Genomic DNA, 16,292 nt, shown 5'->3' with positions numbered 1-16,292 from the left:
TGTATAACAATCAAAAGGACTGAAAATATGATAGCCGTTAACTGGAATACACAAGAAGACATGACAAATATGTTCTGGAGACAGAATATCTCACAGATGTGGGTAGAATCAGAATTTAAAGTTTCAAAAGATATTGCAAGCTGGAAAGAGTTGACTGAAGATGAAAAGTATACATTCAACCATGCACTTGCTGGTCTCACAGGATTAGATACACATCAAGCGGACGATGGTATGCCACTCATCGGTCTGCATACGAAAGATTTACGTAAAAAAGCAGTTTATTCATTTATGGGGATGATGGAGCAGATCCATGCAAAAAGTTATTCTCATATTTTCACTACGCTCTTACCATCTGCTGAAACGAACGATTTACTTGATAACTGGGTTGTGAATGAACCGCATCTAAAGTTTAAATCAGAAAAGATCGTTTCTAGATACCATAAACTTTGGGGCAAAGAAGCGACAATCTATGATCAGTATATGGCACGTGTTGCCAGCGTATTCTTAGAGACATTTTTATTCTATAGTGGATTTTATTATCCACTATACTTAGCTGGTCAAGGTCGCATGACGACGAGTGGAGAGATTATTCGTAAGATTCTGCTAGACGAATCTATTCACGGTGTATTTACAGGTTTAGATGCACAAAGTTTACGCAATGAATTAACAGATGATGAGAAATTGCGTGCAGATAAAGAGATGTATGATTTATTAAAGGAACTCTATGCAAATGAAGAACGTTATACTAAGATGCTGTATGACCGTGTCGGGCTCACAGAGGATGTCTTAAATTATGTACAGTATAACGGTAACAAAGCATTAGCAAACTTAGGATTCGAACCTTATTTTGAAGAGAAAGGCTTCAATCCAATCATTGAGAATGCCTTAAACACTTCTACGAAAAACCACGACTTCTTCAGTGTTAAAGGTGACGGTTACGTTATCGCATTAAACGTAGAAGCATTAACAGACGAAGACTTCCAATTTGAATCTTAATATTTGACGAGCTTGTGACAAATGTCGCAAGCTCTTTTTAAGTACAGTATTTGTCACAAATTGGACATTGCTAGAAATATATATAACAGACATAATTGTAAGCGTATAAATATTGAGGAGGAACATTATGAACGCAAAAAGATTATTGATGATAGGTCTATGCACAGTTGCTTTAGCAGCATGTGGCAAAGAAGAAAAGAAAGAAGGGCATGAAGGGCATGAAAATTATGCAACAACATCTGATAAAAAAGTACAACCGTTAACGGTAGATCTAACTGTACCTGAGCATGTAGAAAAGGGGAAAACAGTAGAAATTAAAGCACTCGTGAAACATGGAAAAGAAAAAGTGAATGATGCTGATGAAGTAATGTTTGAAGTGATTAAAGATGGCGATACAAAAAATTCTGTTAAAGAAAAAGTTAAAGAAGCAAAAGATGGTGTTTACACGTTTACATATAACTTTAAAGAAGATGGCACATATAACATTATTAGCCATGTTACAGCATTTAACCAGCATACAATGCCGAATAAAGAAATAACGATTGGAGATGCTGCACAACAGCATAGTCATCAAGATCACCATCATGCCGGTATGATACATATAATGGATATTAAAGCAGAGAAAGATAAAGAAACAACATTAATGATGCATGTAATGGATGCAGAAGGCAAGCCGTTAACAGAGGCATCTGTTGCAAGATTTGAAGTGAAGACACCTTCTGGAAAGACTGAGTGGGTGGACTTGCAGGAAAGTAAACTCGGAGAATATGAAACAAAACATACATTTGCTGAGAGTGGAAAATATACCGTTACAGCACATGCAGAAAAGCAACCCGACTTTCATGTTCATAATGATACAGAATTTGAAGTGAAATAAGCGCGTCAATAATAAAGAGCTTGAGATATCATACTGTATATCTCAAGCTCTTTTTGGCTAATATTAACTCTTTTTATTATAATGGTTCTCCGATAATTCTTACTTCTGTTTCTAGCGCGATGCCTGAATTTTTATAGACAGTTTCCTGAATATGGGCAATCATATTTTCGTAATCAGTCGCAGTTCCTTCGTTCACATTTACGATAAAGCCAGCATGTTTTTCAGAGACTTGCACGCCGCCGATGATGTGACCTTGTAACTGTGCCTCTTGAATAAGTTTACCAGCAAAGTGACCCGGCGGACGTCTAAACACACTCCCGCAAGATGGGTATTCTAGTGGCTGCTTTGATTCTCGACGTTCAGTGAGTATGTCCATTTGTGACTGGATAGACTTAATATCCCCAGGAGCAAGCTTAAAACTAGCTTCAAGTACGACAAAATGTTCTTTTTGGATAATACTAGTACGGTAGTCAAGTTCTAATGCCTGATTATCAAGTGAGATGATTTCACCCTCATGGTTAATGACTAAAGCATGATCAATCACATCCTTAATTTCACCGCCATAAGCTCCAGCATTCATAAATACAGCACCGCCAACAGAGCCTGGAATACCACACGCAAATTCAAGACCGGTTAAATGATGGTCTCTTGCAGTTCTGCTAACATCGATAATCGCTGCACCACTGCTGGCAGTTATACACTGCCCATTAACTTTTATTTTGGTAAGGTTAAGTAGACTGATAACGATGCCTCTAATGCCACCATCTCGAATGATAATATTTGAACCATTCCCTAAAAATGTAACTGGGGTATCATTTTGTTTAGCTACATTTAATGCGGCCTGTACCTCTGCATAGTTTGTCGGTATGACATATATATCAGCATTGCCACCAGTTTTCGTATAAGTATATTTCTTTAATGGTTCATTGATTTTTATATGTTCTGACTGAATAGATTTCTTCAGCTGATCGACTATAGTATGTAATTGCATAAATGTTCGCCCTTTCATTGAATTCATTCCTCATTATAGCAAAGGATAGCATAATTAGACAGAAAGACATTGATGAAACCATGACGATTTTTCATCTTCATATTGTTTCAAGTTGAGATGCGCATCAATCTTCTGTTTAAAATGATTATATTCCGTAATATGATTCAGTAAATAGCGTTGCCCTTCCAAATATTGAACTTGTTTTTTACTATCTTTCTCAACAATATGAAGTCGTACTTGTTCATTAAGTGTTTTAAGACTATCAAACTGAGAAAAGACACATTTTTTCTTATATGGATGATGTAATCTATAAAATCCTGATAAGTTTAAACGTTTTTCATCCAATGTTGTTATTTCATGAAGGCGCTTCACAATTACAAGAATGTCGATAATTCCTGAAGTATTTGCTCCTTCAATTGCAGTAGAGCCGATATGATATGTTTTAATCACTGGTGAATCGAGCAGGTTTAATAAACTTTGCTGTATTATTTTGTACTCTGATACATAGCGATCAGGGGAATAGTTGATAAAATTATTAGGTTTTACTTTCATTTTAAATCTTCCTTTCAAGTTTGAAAAAATAAATCATGTTTTCATTCTAATCATTTTTAGGTATAATATTGATATCTAAGGAGAGCCGATATGAATAAAATTAATATATTTATATATTTAATAATGAGTATATCAATTATTCTTGCAGCGTGTGGGGATAAAGTGACATCTGATATTAAAAATTATAAAGCGGAAATGCATGATGTACAATCAGAAGAAAAGAAGCTTGTACATGAATTGGATAAACTAGGTTTAGATAAAGCTGATCAATTGCTCGGATCGGAAGTAACAGAAGAAAAGAAAAAGAAGTTGAAGTTAATTGAAGAATCGATACATAACAAGATAAGGCCCCAGTTGAAAGTTTATGAACAAAAAGTAAAAGCCATTAACCCTGAAACCTCTGAAGTAAAGGAAGTTCATAACATTTATAAAAGAAATTTAATCAAGAAAAAACAGTTTATTCTGGATCTGGAACACTATATGAAGTTGTTTAATCAATCGATTCAATCTAATGAAAAGATACTTCAGTATACGGAAGTATTTGAAAAAAATAAGGCTTTAAGTGAACAATATGCAAATCAAGTTTCAGCCAATGGGAAAGACGCAAAGGAATACGAACTATTAGCGGATGTTATTAATGACAATAGTGAGCAGCTTAAAAACAAAGTTGAATATTTATCAACTGATGCAACGGTTAAACAAAAGCAGCAGTATATTGAAAGTAAACTACTCCCATTTCTAAAATCGAATATTGACAAACTTAATCAGACTCAGATCTCTTCAAAAAATGTATTAGGTATGCGTAAAGCAACAATTGAAATTTATTATAGCCTGATGAACTATTATAGAGAACGTAGGCTTGCGATGAATATTGAAACAAAGTTACAAAATATGCCGATTCAAGATATTCTGAAAAATACAAAATATATCCAGTCAATCGATGATGAATATTATGAAGCATTAGGAAAGCTAGAAGAAAAAAATAAATGATACCATTATAAGGTATCATTTATTTTTTAAATATTGTTGTTCCTTCTGTTTCTTTGATATGATGATGTTTTTAGAAATTACTGTAAGCACCCAGATGATAAATGCAGCAATAATGATGAATGAAAGTCCGCTATGATTTTTGAAATCAATGACAAACAATACTACGTAAATAAACAGACATAAATTAATGGTATCTACGAAAGTCCAGCGTTTTAATGGATATTTTTGATTCATTATAACCTCCAATAAAGATATTTATTTCATTATATCATGTGTATTATATTAAGATAGGGGTATAATAAATATTAATGCGATTGCTAAATACGTAGAAGCGTGATATATTTTATCTTTGAAGGCACAGATAGGTGGAAAAATAAGATGATGATTAAAATTAATACAATCGAGCAGTTCGAGAAATTATTAGAAGAACATACGAATGTATATTTCCTGAAACACTCTGACACTTGTCCAATCTCTGCAAGTGCATATGACCAGTTCGAGAACTTTATGTATGAAAGAGATATTAATGGTTATTACTTAATTGTTCAGCAGGCTAGAGAACTTTCAGACTATATTGCTGATTTAACTAAAGTAAAGCATGAATCTCCTCAAGCTTTTTATTTCTCAGATAAAACTGTGAAATGGCATGACAGTCATAGAAATATTACAATAGCAAATCTTTCTAAAGCAGAAGAATAGAATGTACGATGCTTTATCAAAACAATCGATAACTAATAGAATTTCTATTAGTTATTTATTTTGGAGGAAACGATGAAGATATTAATAGCGATGGATACTTTCTTTAATACGTTGTATTCTCAACATGCGAATCAGTATGTATATGACGGGATAGAGACAGAAGATGCAAATGTAGTGATGGTACCATTATTTGAGAGCGATAAAAATATGATTGATGCTCTGCTCACATGGGAAAAAGGTGCGAAACTCTCACAGCAAGTATATAATGGCAATTTGGTTGAAACAGATATTCAAGTCGCACGTGTTGCTCACGATACAATGCTAATTGATGCAGGACAGTTCTTAAATAGTGAAGTGCCTGAAGAAACGTCAAGTTACGGACTTGGTCAGATGCTGATGAATGGTTTGGATATGGGAATGACATCGTTTATTATCTCGTTAGGAAATGTTGCAGTATTCGATGCAGGTGCAGGGATGCTACAGGCATTAGGTGCTAAGTTCTATGATCGAGATCATCAGTTGATTGATAGTGTGATGCATCAAGGGCTGCTTAAATTTGTACGTTACATGCATTTTGATGATATGGATTCAAGATTAAAACATGTGAACTTCAAAATTATTTCTGACCATAAATATCATAATTACGGAAAAAAAAGTCAAGTCAGTGCGCAGGACTATGCTTTTGACGTTAAGCAACGAGTAGATAATAGTATATGGTATATGCTACAGCAATTTAAAAAGCACGGCTTAGATTATACATACTCTCCATATGGAGGGGATGGTGGAGCGCTTAGAACAATCTTTGAACAATACTTTAAAGCAGATATCAGAACTTCCGCACAACTCATCTTTGAACGAACGCATATTGAATCTTTATTAGAAGAAGCAGATGTGATTATTTATGGTGGAGGAAGTAACGAAGAGACATCAGGCTCATTGATTGTCAGTGAAATCAACAACCGCATCGATGAAAGTAAGCAATATATTTATCTTTCTGCAGGTAAACAATTTCTTGCGCATCATATAAAGGATAGCGTCGTACCACTAAATGTCTATCCAGAAGTTACTGAGCTTACAGAAGATATACAGATCGGATTACAGTTGCAGCAAGCTATTCAAAGTATCATGAAATTAAGTAAGTAATATAAGACCCGAACAGTGTAGACATAAATTATGCCTGCGTTGTCCGGGTCTTGTTATAGTGATGAGGATGTTGAAGATTAAGCTTTCTCTTCAAACTTCTGTAATATACCAACGATATTCATAACAGCACGTTCCATATCATCAACAGAGACGTATTCATATGGGCCATGATAATTTTCTCCACCTGTAAATAAGTTTGGTGTAGGTAAACCCATATATGATAACTGACTGCCATCAGTACCCCCACGAATCGGTTCAACAATTGGTTCTATGTTTAATGATTTCATTACTTCAAGTGGGATATCTATAAGCTGTGGATGTGGTGTAATTTTCTCGCCCATATTATAATACTGATCATTAATCTCGATATGCGCAGCTTGTTCACCATATTCTTTCTGTATAGACGTTATGATGTCACGCATCGTTACTTTACGTGCTTCAAACTGCTCACGAGAATGATCTCTTATAATATATGAAAGTTGTGCACGTTCAACATTTCCATTCAACTCCATCAAATGGAAGAAGCCTTCATAACCTTCTGTATGTTCCGGTACTTCGTTTGCCGGTAAAGAAGACTGGAAGCGTACTGCAAGGTTGAGCGCATTCACCATTTTATCTTTAGCGCTTCCCGGATGCACATTTACCCCGTTAAACGTAATATTGACGCCTGCTGCATTAAAACTTTCATATTGTAGTTCTCCACGACGGCCTCCGTCGATCGTATATGCAAAATCACAACCAAAACGTTCTACGTCAAATTTATGCGGCCCGCGTCCGATTTCTTCATCTGGAGTAAAGCCGAAACGAATCTTGCCGTGTTTGATTTCAGGGTGGGCAATCAAGTATTCTATTGCTGTCATAATTTCAGCGATACCTGCTTTGTTATCCGCCCCAAGCAATGTAGTACCATCTGTCGTAATTAATGTGTGCCCTTTGTAAAGCGAGAGTTCCGGAAACTTTTCAGTTTCAATCTTAAGCCCACTCTTTAAAGTGATAGCATCACCATTATAAGATTGAATAATCTGAGGATTAACATTTGTTCCAGTGAAATCTGTAGCTGTATCTACATGCGCTAACAGACCGATAACAGGAACTTCTTTATCAGTATTGGATGGCAATGTTGCAAATAAGTAACCAAATTCATCGATATCCGTTTCAAGACCTAATTGCTCAATCTCCTGTTTAAGCTGATTAAGAAGATTCCACTGTTTATCCGTTGATGGTGTTGTTGTACTAGAAGCATCGGACTGTGTATCGATAACAACATAAGAAGTAAGTCTATCAATTAGTTTTTCTTTCATCTGTATTCCTCCTGTCTTCATTAATATTATTCTATACTTAAAATGAATATGTGTCATGAATAAACTACGAAATCCGAAAGAAAAATTTTAAAAAACTAGGAACGTTTATTTAACATCAAACGTTCCTAGTTTTTTTATTCTTATGTTTAAAATGTTTATACATTTTCATAGACGTTAAAAATAGCATTTCCGCAATCAATAGACCAAATGCAATTGCGCCAGAAGATAATGTCGCCTGACTACCTTTAATAATTGCTTCACTAAAATCAGAGATAATCAGGTTCTTTGTTGCATCGTAAGCGACACCACCGGGAACGAGTGGTATGATACCTGATACATTAAAGATGATAACAGGACGTTTATAAATTCGTGCAAGAATATGTGCACATAGACTAAGAGCGAAGCTTCCAAGGAATATACTCACAGCATCAGATAATCCATTTGAATTCGCAATGTAATAGACAATCCAGCCAATGGCACCAACAAATCCGCAAGCAATAAGTAATTTTCTTGGCGCATTAAAGATAATCGAAAAGAATAAAGTCGCGAAAAAACTGATGAAAGTTTGAAAAATAATCATATTGTACCTCCAAAGATGATGAAGATCACGCCGACACCTGCACCAATTGCGAAAGCGGTAAGCGCCGCTTCTACACCTTTAGTAATACCGGCAATGAGCTGACCTGCCATCATATCACGAATTGCATTTGTGATTGGGACCCCTGGTACAAGGGGCATAACACCCGATATGATGATTTTATCGAGCGATTCACTGAAAAAGTACTGCACACATGCGATGGCAATTAAAGCAATCACGACTGAACCTGCAAACTCAGCGAAAAAACGAATCTTAAAATATGCTCCTATACGCTCACAAATATAATATCCAGCGAGTCCGCTAATAAATGCAGGTATTGCATCTGACGGGCTACCGTCAAACATAAATAGAAACAGTAAGGATACAATACCTGAAGACAAAACTTTAAGCCAGAATTTGTATTGAAGGTTTTCTTTATCTAATATAGACAGTGCCATCTTTGCGGATTCTAAAGAAACTTTTCCTGATGTAATCGCTCGTGAGATTTCATTGACTTCTGAAATCTTTTCGAGGTCGGTAGTACGGTCTGATACACGATATAAGCGTGTCGAACTCTTTTCGTTAAGAGAGAAGATGATCGCAGTAGGTGTTACAAAACTATGCGTGTTATGAAGTCCGTAAAATTCTGCGATTCGCGTCATCGTATCTTCCACCCGATAGGTTTCTGCTCCTGACTCGAGAAGGATTCTACCTGCAAGCATTGCAACATCTTTTACTTTTTGTTCATCGTAAAGTTGATTTGAAAGCATCTTTTTCTCCTTTTTACTTAATGATAGGGTTGAACATAATCGTATTTGCTCCTTGTTTTTTCGCAGCATGCAACATTTCATCTGCTTCTTTAAAGATTTTACGATGTGTCTTAATTTCAGATCTTGGAATATATCCGACTCCAATTGTTACTGTAAGATGAATCGTTTCTCTATTTTGCAGGTGGAACGTAGAGTTTATTACGCCGTTTTTTATGCTTTCTGCAATCTTTACTGTATCATTTAATGACTTGTCATTAAAGATAACTGAGAATTCTTCGCCGCCATTTCTGAAGATTTTAGATTGATCAGGAACATAGTTGTTTAGAACTTGCGACATTTGTTTTAATACTGCATCTCCAGCATCATGACCAAACTTATCATTGACCTCTTTAAAGTCATCGATATCGATAAGTAATAGTGAAAGTGACTGTTTTTGCTCAGAGGACTGGCGGCTGATGACGTTTAAATATCTGTCAAATGCACGCACATTTCCTAAGCCGGTTAAATAATCCACGACATGTTCTTTGTTGAAGCGACTCAGCATTTTCTGTACACGCCATATATCCACAAACATCACGCTCGAACTTAAAGATAGTATGAAACTGGAAATAATCAAAAGTATCATCTCATTAATGATAAACATCTGTTTAATCCAGGTATATACTGCGATGATTAAGATACTGATTAAATTCAGCACTTGAATAGCTTGTATGTCCTGTAATTTGATGAACGGTCCAATCATGCTCACTACAGTAGCGATGATCAGCAAATAGAGTGAAGAAGGAAATGACGTTCCTAATAGATATATATCTACTACAACAATAATGCATGCACTTAAAAATGTATAAAAAAAGTTTGTAAATCTACCGAGAAAAAGTAGAGGAACAAAGGCAAGGTTGAACGAAATTTCTTTATAGCCAATCGGATACGTCAATAACAGTATAGCGATAGTGGTCATGAGTAGTGCGATATAAGGTTTCTTGAAGATAATTTCCCTATCTTCAAAAAACTGAATTCTATGGAATAAGTAAATACCACTGACAGTTACAGCGATATTATAGATAATTGCTTCAATCATATAAATTCCCCTTCCTATTTTGAACGGTATATTTTTGCAGCGCTGAACCCTCGTCCTATTATTTCAGAAGTGTTAATAAAGATTACGAAAGAATCTGGTTCTTCTTCTGTTATCAGATTTTTAAAATAAATTGCTTCTGTTTGTTCCATGACAGAAAACAATATGGTTTTACCATTGCGGTCAAAGCCACCAAAGGCATTGACAGAGGTTACACCACGTTCAATTTTATTGTGAATAATATCTATCACTTGTGCTTCCTTTGAAGTAATGATAAAAACAAGTTTGTTGTCACCAGTTCTAAGTTGAACGATATCTATTACTTTACTTGTAACAAATATAGAAATTAATGCATATAATGCAAGTTCGAAATTAAATACGAAAGCACTGAAAATTACGACAAACGCATCGACAACGAGTTGTGCATATCCACTTGATAGACCGCTATACTTTCTGACGATCTGAGCAAGGGTCGCTGTCCCACCTGTAGAACCGTTTCCTCTATAGACAAGTCCAAGCCCGATACCGAGCACGATACCACCATAGAGTGAAGCTAATAATGCATCTTTAGTGCCGTATTGTACAATATCTTGTGTTAAAAAAATTGTAAGTGGCACGAGGAACGTTGCAATTAAAGTCTTCAGGCTAAACGAACGGCCTAATGCAAACCAACCAATTATAAAAATAGGTAAGTTGAAGATAAACTGCACAATCGACGGGTCTAGATGGAATAGGTGATTAAGGATTGTACTTAAACCTGAAATCCCACCTGCAGCAATCTTGCCAGGTAACAAAAATAGATTGTAGCTTATGCCTACAATAATCGACCCGATTAAAGTATAGAGAATATCCATTATTGTTCTGTTCAATTGCATATTATCCTCTCCATCCATTAAAAAATAAGCAAAGCAAGATGCTTTGCGTAAATAATTTCATAATTAGACCTTAACCGTCTTATTATGAAATAAATAAAATGCATAGTCAATTATTACTTATTATAGAAATTAATTGATAACATCACTAATTGTGATATTATTAAGAAGAATGAATTCAAGAGGTGTACACATGCTCACATTAAAACTAATCATTATAACAGCATTATTCTCTTTCGTACTTACACCTATAATTATCAGATTTTCATACTTCATTGGTGCTGTCGATAAACCCAATTACCGTAAAGTACATACTAAACCAGTATCGATGCTGGGTGGGGTGATAATCCTATGTGCATTTTTGTTCGGTTTATGGATTGGACAGCCAGTTGAAAAAGAAATATATCCAATTATTATCGGTGCGATACTCATACAAATAACGGGCCTTATTGATGATTTTATTGATCTTCCGGCTATAATCAAGCTCATTGCACAAATCGGGGTTGCAACAATCGTCGTCTATCACGGAATTACGTTAGACTTGATTACTTTACCATTCGGTATCGTCATTGAATTTGGAATATTTAGTATTCCAATGACAATACTATGGATTGTAGCTGTAACAAATGCAATCAATCTTGTTGATGGTCTAGATGGTCTTGCAGCAGGAGTTTCCGGTATTGCCTTAGCGACGATAGGGTTTATCGCCATCATTCAGCAGAATATATTTATCATGATGCTCTGTAGTGTACTCATCGGAGCATTACTCGGCTTCTTGAAATATAACTTTTATCCGGCACGTATCTTTCTTGGAGATAACGGTGCGTTAATGCTAGGATTTATTATCGGTGTCCTTAGTCTTCTTGGGTTTAAGAATATCACGTTAATTTCTCTGTTCTTCCCTGTCATTATCCTTGCAGTGCCGTTTATCGATATGTCGTTTGCAATGATTCGTAGATATAGACAAGGCAAGCCGATTATGCAGGCAGATAAGTCACATCTGCATCACAAATTACTGCAGCTTGGTTATACGCATCCTCAGACAGTGATGCTCATCTATTCAATTGCAGCATTGTTTAGCGTTGCCTCAGTCATCTTATATCTATCCTCAGTGTGGGGTGCGATATTAATCGTGCTGCTGTTGATTATCACGATTGAATTAATCGTTGAATTTACTGGATTAATAGATGATACCCATCAGCCATTACTCAACTTCATGCGCAGCATTATAAAGAAATAACATCTAGAGCACTCTAGATGTTATTTCTGATGTCGAATGGGAGCATCAGTTCAGATTTCACTTGGATAACTGGGAGGCCTTGTGTGAGTTCTGTAACAAAGTTAATGAATTCATCTTTATCTTCAGAAACAAGTTGTACGTCATATATCACTTTATCTGTATATGTTTGATTTATGATGATAAATTTGTCGTCGATGGCGTGTTCAAACTTTCCCGAGAGCTCATATGGTAATGTTACCTGAATCATCAGCCCGTTTTTATAGATTACTTTACCAGCTAGCTGAATCGCTTCAGACACCCTACCTTGATAAGCGCGGATTAAACCACCACTGCCAAGCTTGATGCCACCGAAGTAACGTGTGACAATGGCCACAACGTTATGGATGTCATTTTTCTTCAAAGATTCTAACATCGGTACGCCTGCAGTACCACTAGGTTCGCCATCATCATTTGCTTTTTGAATCTGGTGGCTGTCACCGACTGTATAAGCTGAGCAATTGTGAGTAGCATCTTTATGCAATGCTTTTATCTCGTCAATCTTTGCCTTTGCCTCATCTTCGTTTTCGACTTTAAATAGATATGTAATAAATCGTGATTTATTAATCACTGTTTCTTGTTCAATATTCTGCTTAATTGTGATAAAGTTTTTCAAGTAGGTCACCTCTTTATATTATAATCATTATTTTAACAAAAATTTTAAAATTCTATCATATATCTTTATCCTTTATTTTTATTTATAAACTGTATAGAATATAAAATGGGATGTATTGGAATGGAGGGTATAAATGAAAACGGCAATAATTACTGATTCAACGAGCTATCTTTCACAGGAAATGATCGATCGTTATGATATACGCGTAATTTCACTGAATGTAATATTCAAAGATCAAGTCTTTGTTGAAGCTGAATATGCTGCAACGCAGTTCTACGAGCGTATGCGTTCTGAGAGACAGCTTCCTACGACAAGTCAGCCAACAACAGGCGAATATATTACATTACTAGAACAGCTGAAATCTGATGGTTATACGGATTGTATTGCGATACATTTATCAAGCGGGATCAGTGGAACATATCAGAATGCAATTACTGCAGGAGAGATGGTAGAAGGCATCAATATGCATGCCTTTGACAGTGAAATTGCGTGTATGGTAGCAGGTATGTATACACTTCGTGCAGCTGAGCTTAAGGATATATTATCACCACAACAAATTATCGAAGAATTAAAGCTGTTAAGAGCACATTCAAATGCTTATCTTCTGGTTGATGACTTGAAGAATCTTCAAAAAGGTGGTCGGCTTAATGGTGCACAGGCAATTATAGGAAGTATGCTGCAAGTAAAACCGATATTATATTTTGAAGATAAGATCATAGTTCCTTATGATAAAGTTCGCACGAAGAAAAAAGCAGTGCAGTTCGTCCAGAATAAAATTAAACAAGAAGTAGTTGCACCAGCTACACTTGTAGTCATACATGCCAACGCAGAGGAAGAAGCAGAAGTGATCATGCAACATTTGAAATCTCAGTTTCCGGATGCAGATGTCATTAAAAGTTATTTCGGTCCGGTTATCGGTACGCATGTTGGAGAAAAGGCACTTGGTATTGGCTATGTACACCATAAGTTTGAATTTTTTCAGTAAAGTCTTTCATATTATTATTATTTCAGCACACTTATTTAAGTGTGCTTATTTTTATGGAGGTAAATATGCTGCAATATATAACTGATAATGCTGATATTCCTTCTGTAATAAAAAAAGGAAATAAATATCACTGTAACTATTGTCTGAACGATAAACAATATTTGTTTCATAGCTATTATCACGAAGGAATAGAGAAGGAGATTGTATATTGTCGCACCTGTCTCTCTCATTATGCGACAACGGAAAACTTTATAGCACTTGAACCATGTCAGAAGAAGGCGGAAGTTGTAACACTACATCTCCCGTTCGAACTTACAGCCCAGCAAAAGCGTGCGAGTGATTATATTGTAGGACAGTTTCATAAGAATCAAGATAGTCTGCTCTATGCTGTGACAGGTGCAGGTAAGACAGAAATGATGTTGCAGGCAGTTGTTGAAGCTAGAAAGGAAGGATGTAACGTTGCGATTGCAGCACCGAGAACTGACGTTGTAAAAGAATTAGCACTACGCATGCAGGAATATATGCCAAGAATACAGATTGATGTGCTGTACGGAGGTCATCAGGGGCTAACAGCAGGTCGCCTCGTCGTTACAACTGTGCAGCAGCTTATTCAGTTCAATGAGCATTTTGAATTAATTATCGTGGATGAAATTGATGCCTTCCCGATGAGCTACGATCCACGCCTGTCAGAAGTACTTAAACGAGCTATGCATGAAAAAGGAACAATCATCTATCTGTCAGCCACACCACCAGCACATTTAATGAAGCTCCCTCATATTTATTTACCGTCACGATATCATAATCGTCCCTTGCCGCTACCGAAACTTCACTATTACAAAATTAATAGCAGATCGTTAGAACAGAAACTTAAAGATATTGTTAATACGACGCTCATCTTCTTTAATGATATTAAGCAAATGGAAAAATATTATGCTGCACTTCCTGAATCTCTACAAGCGGATGGGACGATTGTTTACTCAAATGATGATGAACGCCATGATAAGGTAGAAGCCATTCGATGTGGAGAATATCGCTTCATATTTACAACGACCATATTGGAGCGTGGATTTACGCAAGAGAACTTATCGGTCTGGGTCATCAATAGTGAACGGTTCACGTGGGACAGCCTCGTACAGATTGCAGGCAGGGTCGATAGAAAAGGGGCAAGTATGAATGGAGAAGTCGTCTTCTTTCACGAAGGCCTAAGCGGCCATATGACGAGAGCGATACAAACAATTAAAAGGATGAATAAAAAGCATGGTCAATCGATGTCTGCAGTGTGAAGAGCTGATACCACTCACCCTTACAATTAATACATTATTCCATAAGCCGAAGTTTTTATGTGAACAGTGTACCGCATCATTTACGAAGATGGATACGAGACGTTGTGAACACTGTCATAAAAAACTTGCTGAGGATGAAATGGAATGCAGAGACTGCCTATTTCTTGCAAAATTAAATGTAAAAATAGAAAAAATTTATACTATTGCTGATTACACGCCCTTTGTAAAATCTATGATCTTACAGTATAAAGGACTGGGTGACTATATCCTTAGCAAGGCATTTGCGGAAATATTATTACTCCATTACTCAGCGCACTTTTTTAAAAAGTATGACCATATCATCGCGATGCCGATATCAAAAACGCGACTGCACGATAGAGGATTCAATCAAGTTGCTGCAATATTAGACGCAGCACAAATACTCCATCATGATGTGTTAGGAACGCATTATCGCGATAAGCAGTCCAGAATGACGAAGAAAGAACGCCTGCAGCAAACCAACCCTTTCTATATGAAACAACCGCTAAAACCAGGAGCACGTATATTACTAATAGATGATATTTATACGACAGGTTTAACTGTGCATCAGGCAGCAAGTGTATTATTATCCAATAAAGATTGTCGAGTGGAGGTGTTAGCGTTTGCAAGAGCCTGAATATTTGGTAAAATAGAGTTAGGAAGAAACATCATAAGAATAGTTTCAAAAGGAGCGATGCTTTATGTTTAGATTTGAAATTCATGGTGACAACATCACTGTAACGGATGCAATCAGAAATTATATCGAGGAGAAGCTTAGCAAACTTGAAAGATACTTCACGAACGTGCCGGAAGCGAATGCACATGTGAAGATTAAAACTTATCAAGACGGTAAATCTAAAGTAGAAGTTACGATTCCTCTTAAAAATGTGACATTGCGTGCAGAAGAACGTCATAATGATTTGTATGCTGCAGTCGACTTAATCGTTGAGAAATTAGAACGTCAAATGCGTAAACATAAAACGAAAGTAAACCGTAAATTCCGTGAAAAAGGTGTGGAAAATGATATTTTCCCTGTATTGCCTGGTACTGAACCTGAAGAGGAAAAAGGGGATGAAATCGAAATCATTCGTTCTAAGCAATTTGATCTTAAACCGATGGATGCAGAAGAAGCCGTGTTGCAGATGAATATGTTAGGTCATGATTTCTTTATCTTCAATGATGGTGAAACAAACGAAACAAATATTGTTTACAAACGTAAAGATGGTAAGTATGGATTAATTGAGACATCAGTTGAGCGATAGTGAGTGAAG

At 36.2% G+C, this 16,292-nt stretch carries 19 protein-coding genes; 10 read left to right on the top strand and 9 right to left on the bottom strand.

The annotated features are described in order from the left end of the window. The first annotated feature begins 27 nt into the window (after positions 1 to 27). Both nrdF and QNJ52_RS02675 read left to right on the top strand, forming a co-directional pair. Positions 28 to 996, top strand: coding sequence for a class 1b ribonucleoside-diphosphate reductase subunit beta (nrdF, locus tag QNJ52_RS02680; RefSeq protein WP_283721819.1), 969 nt, complete (start codon positions 28 to 30; stop codon positions 994 to 996). 127 nt (positions 997 to 1,123) lie between these two features. After that, positions 1,124 to 1,873, top strand: a complete 750-nt coding sequence (locus QNJ52_RS02675; RefSeq protein ID WP_283721818.1) for a FixH family protein — start codon at positions 1,124 to 1,126, stop codon at positions 1,871 to 1,873. A gap of 76 nt (positions 1,874 to 1,949) precedes the next feature. Here the strand turns inward: QNJ52_RS02675 and murB are convergent, their stop codons facing one another. Both murB and QNJ52_RS02665 read right to left on the bottom strand, forming a co-directional pair. Further along, positions 1,950 to 2,864: a UDP-N-acetylmuramate dehydrogenase gene (murB, locus tag QNJ52_RS02670; RefSeq protein WP_219494050.1), complete on the bottom strand. Its 915-nt coding sequence runs from the start codon at positions 2,862 to 2,864 to the stop codon at positions 1,950 to 1,952. A gap of 54 nt (positions 2,865 to 2,918) precedes the next feature. Continuing rightward, positions 2,919 to 3,416, bottom strand: coding sequence for a GrpB family protein (locus QNJ52_RS02665; protein ID WP_219494051.1), 498 nt, complete (start codon positions 3,414 to 3,416; stop codon positions 2,919 to 2,921). A 90-nt stretch (positions 3,417 to 3,506) separates the two neighbouring features. On the opposite strand from QNJ52_RS02665, the gene QNJ52_RS02660 reads away from it, so the two are divergent. Next, complete coding sequence (locus tag QNJ52_RS02660; protein ID WP_283721817.1) at positions 3,507 to 4,406, top strand: EMYY motif lipoprotein; 900 nt, start codon at positions 3,507 to 3,509, stop codon at positions 4,404 to 4,406. 15 nt (positions 4,407 to 4,421) lie between these two features. Here the strand turns inward: QNJ52_RS02660 and QNJ52_RS02655 are convergent, their stop codons facing one another. Continuing rightward, a complete protein-coding gene (locus tag QNJ52_RS02655) occupies positions 4,422 to 4,640 on the bottom strand; it encodes a hypothetical protein (protein WP_283721816.1) in 219 nt (72 codons plus the stop codon). Positions 4,641 to 4,784: 144 nt separating this feature from the next. On the opposite strand from QNJ52_RS02655, the gene ytxJ reads away from it, so the two are divergent. Both ytxJ and QNJ52_RS02645 read left to right on the top strand, forming a co-directional pair. Beyond that, on the top strand, positions 4,785 to 5,105 hold the full coding sequence (gene ytxJ, locus QNJ52_RS02650; protein ID WP_219494056.1) for a bacillithiol system redox-active protein YtxJ: 321 nt from the start codon (positions 4,785 to 4,787) through the stop codon (positions 5,103 to 5,105). Positions 5,106 to 5,177: 72 nt separating this feature from the next. Next, a complete protein-coding gene (locus QNJ52_RS02645) occupies positions 5,178 to 6,248 on the top strand; it encodes a glycerate kinase (RefSeq protein ID WP_219494058.1) in 1,071 nt (356 codons plus the stop codon). A gap of 77 nt (positions 6,249 to 6,325) precedes the next feature. Here QNJ52_RS02645 and pepT read toward each other — a convergent pair whose 3' ends face one another. The 5 genes from pepT to QNJ52_RS02620 all read right to left on the bottom strand — a co-directional run bounded on the left by pepT (position 6,326) and on the right by QNJ52_RS02620 (position 10,846). Next, a complete protein-coding gene (gene pepT / locus QNJ52_RS02640; RefSeq protein WP_283721815.1) occupies positions 6,326 to 7,549 on the bottom strand; it encodes a peptidase T in 1,224 nt (407 codons plus the stop codon). Between the two features lie 115 nt (positions 7,550 to 7,664). Beyond that, the gene (locus tag QNJ52_RS02635) at positions 7,665 to 8,129 is read right to left on the bottom strand and encodes a threonine/serine exporter family protein (protein ID WP_219494061.1); all 465 of its coding nucleotides are present in this window, start codon (positions 8,127 to 8,129) and stop codon (positions 7,665 to 7,667) included. Further along, positions 8,126 to 8,896, bottom strand: a complete 771-nt coding sequence (locus tag QNJ52_RS02630; protein ID WP_120786624.1) for a threonine/serine exporter family protein — start codon at positions 8,894 to 8,896, stop codon at positions 8,126 to 8,128. The genes QNJ52_RS02635 and QNJ52_RS02630 overlap by 4 nt, the downstream gene beginning before the upstream one ends. Positions 8,897 to 8,909: 13 nt before the next feature. Continuing rightward, complete coding sequence (gene gdpS / locus QNJ52_RS02625) at positions 8,910 to 9,974, bottom strand: GGDEF domain-containing protein GdpS (RefSeq protein WP_219494062.1); 1,065 nt, start codon at positions 9,972 to 9,974, stop codon at positions 8,910 to 8,912. 14 nt (positions 9,975 to 9,988) lie between these two features. Continuing rightward, positions 9,989 to 10,846 carry a YitT family protein gene (locus QNJ52_RS02620; protein ID WP_283721814.1) on the bottom strand — a complete coding sequence of 286 codons (858 nt, stop codon included), beginning with the start codon at positions 10,844 to 10,846 and terminating at the stop codon, positions 9,989 to 9,991. Between the two features lie 190 nt (positions 10,847 to 11,036). On the opposite strand from QNJ52_RS02620, the gene QNJ52_RS02615 reads away from it, so the two are divergent. Next, positions 11,037 to 12,083 (top strand): glycosyltransferase family 4 protein, encoded by a 1,047-nt coding sequence (locus QNJ52_RS02615; RefSeq protein WP_219494066.1) that lies wholly within the window; start codon positions 11,037 to 11,039, stop codon positions 12,081 to 12,083. Positions 12,084 to 12,096: 13 nt separating this feature from the next. Here QNJ52_RS02615 and QNJ52_RS02610 read toward each other — a convergent pair whose 3' ends face one another. Then, positions 12,097 to 12,735 carry a YigZ family protein gene (locus QNJ52_RS02610; RefSeq protein ID WP_219494068.1) on the bottom strand — a complete coding sequence of 213 codons (639 nt, stop codon included), beginning with the start codon at positions 12,733 to 12,735 and terminating at the stop codon, positions 12,097 to 12,099. A 133-nt stretch (positions 12,736 to 12,868) separates the two neighbouring features. Between QNJ52_RS02610 and fakB1 the strand changes: the two genes are divergently transcribed. The 4 genes from fakB1 to hpf all read left to right on the top strand — a co-directional run bounded on the left by fakB1 (position 12,869) and on the right by hpf (position 16,283). Further along, positions 12,869 to 13,720 (top strand): fatty acid kinase binding subunit FakB1, encoded by an 852-nt coding sequence (fakB1, locus tag QNJ52_RS02605; RefSeq protein ID WP_219494070.1) that lies wholly within the window; start codon positions 12,869 to 12,871, stop codon positions 13,718 to 13,720. Between the two features lie 65 nt (positions 13,721 to 13,785). Continuing rightward, positions 13,786 to 15,003 (top strand): DEAD/DEAH box helicase, encoded by a 1,218-nt coding sequence (locus QNJ52_RS02600; protein ID WP_219494072.1) that lies wholly within the window; start codon positions 13,786 to 13,788, stop codon positions 15,001 to 15,003. After that, on the top strand, positions 14,978 to 15,658 hold the full coding sequence (locus QNJ52_RS02595; protein ID WP_219494074.1) for a ComF family protein: 681 nt from the start codon (positions 14,978 to 14,980) through the stop codon (positions 15,656 to 15,658). Before QNJ52_RS02600 ends, QNJ52_RS02595 begins: the two co-directional genes overlap by 26 nt. Before the next feature lie 64 nt (positions 15,659 to 15,722). Beyond that, the gene (gene hpf / locus QNJ52_RS02590; protein ID WP_219494076.1) at positions 15,723 to 16,283 is read left to right on the top strand and encodes a ribosome hibernation-promoting factor, HPF/YfiA family; all 561 of its coding nucleotides are present in this window, start codon (positions 15,723 to 15,725) and stop codon (positions 16,281 to 16,283) included. Positions 16,284 to 16,292 lie beyond the last annotated feature (9 nt).

The sequence above is a fragment of the Macrococcus sp. S115 genome, assembly GCF_030067655.1.
In the GTDB taxonomy this organism is placed as follows: Bacteria; Bacillota; Bacilli; order Staphylococcales; family Staphylococcaceae; genus Macrococcoides; species Macrococcoides psychrotolerans.
This window is presented reverse-complemented; position numbering and strand designations above follow the sequence as displayed.

Excerpts from the sequence above, each read along its gene's own strand:
- QNJ52_RS02600 (WP_219494072.1), top strand. The coding sequence starts at position 13,786 with ATGCTGCAATATATAACTGATAATGCTGATATTCCTTCTGTAATAAAA.
- murB (WP_219494050.1), bottom strand. The coding sequence starts at position 2,864 with ATGCAATTACATACTATAGTCGATCAGCTGAAGAAATCTATTCAGTCA.
- QNJ52_RS02655 (WP_283721816.1), bottom strand. The coding sequence starts at position 4,640 with ATGAATCAAAAATATCCATTAAAACGCTGGACTTTCGTAGATACCATT.
- hpf (WP_219494076.1), top strand. The coding sequence starts at position 15,723 with ATGTTTAGATTTGAAATTCATGGTGACAACATCACTGTAACGGATGCA.
- QNJ52_RS02675 (WP_283721818.1), top strand. The coding sequence starts at position 1,124 with ATGAACGCAAAAAGATTATTGATGATAGGTCTATGCACAGTTGCTTTA.
- QNJ52_RS02595 (WP_219494074.1), top strand. The coding sequence starts at position 14,978 with ATGGTCAATCGATGTCTGCAGTGTGAAGAGCTGATACCACTCACCCTT.
- QNJ52_RS02660 (WP_283721817.1), top strand. The coding sequence starts at position 3,507 with ATGAATAAAATTAATATATTTATATATTTAATAATGAGTATATCAATT.
- ytxJ (WP_219494056.1), top strand. The coding sequence starts at position 4,785 with ATGATGATTAAAATTAATACAATCGAGCAGTTCGAGAAATTATTAGAA.
- QNJ52_RS02630 (WP_120786624.1), bottom strand. The coding sequence starts at position 8,896 with ATGCTTTCAAATCAACTTTACGATGAACAAAAAGTAAAAGATGTTGCA.
- nrdF (WP_283721819.1), top strand. The coding sequence starts at position 28 with ATGATAGCCGTTAACTGGAATACACAAGAAGACATGACAAATATGTTC.
- pepT (WP_283721815.1), bottom strand. The coding sequence starts at position 7,549 with ATGAAAGAAAAACTAATTGATAGACTTACTTCTTATGTTGTTATCGAT.
- QNJ52_RS02635 (WP_219494061.1), bottom strand. The coding sequence starts at position 8,129 with ATGATTATTTTTCAAACTTTCATCAGTTTTTTCGCGACTTTATTCTTT.
- QNJ52_RS02665 (WP_219494051.1), bottom strand. The coding sequence starts at position 3,416 with ATGAAAGTAAAACCTAATAATTTTATCAACTATTCCCCTGATCGCTAT.
- fakB1 (WP_219494070.1), top strand. The coding sequence starts at position 12,869 with ATGAAAACGGCAATAATTACTGATTCAACGAGCTATCTTTCACAGGAA.
- QNJ52_RS02645 (WP_219494058.1), top strand. The coding sequence starts at position 5,178 with ATGAAGATATTAATAGCGATGGATACTTTCTTTAATACGTTGTATTCT.
- QNJ52_RS02620 (WP_283721814.1), bottom strand. The coding sequence starts at position 10,846 with ATGCAATTGAACAGAACAATAATGGATATTCTCTATACTTTAATCGGG.
- gdpS (WP_219494062.1), bottom strand. The coding sequence starts at position 9,974 with ATGATTGAAGCAATTATCTATAATATCGCTGTAACTGTCAGTGGTATT.
- QNJ52_RS02615 (WP_219494066.1), top strand. The coding sequence starts at position 11,037 with ATGCTCACATTAAAACTAATCATTATAACAGCATTATTCTCTTTCGTA.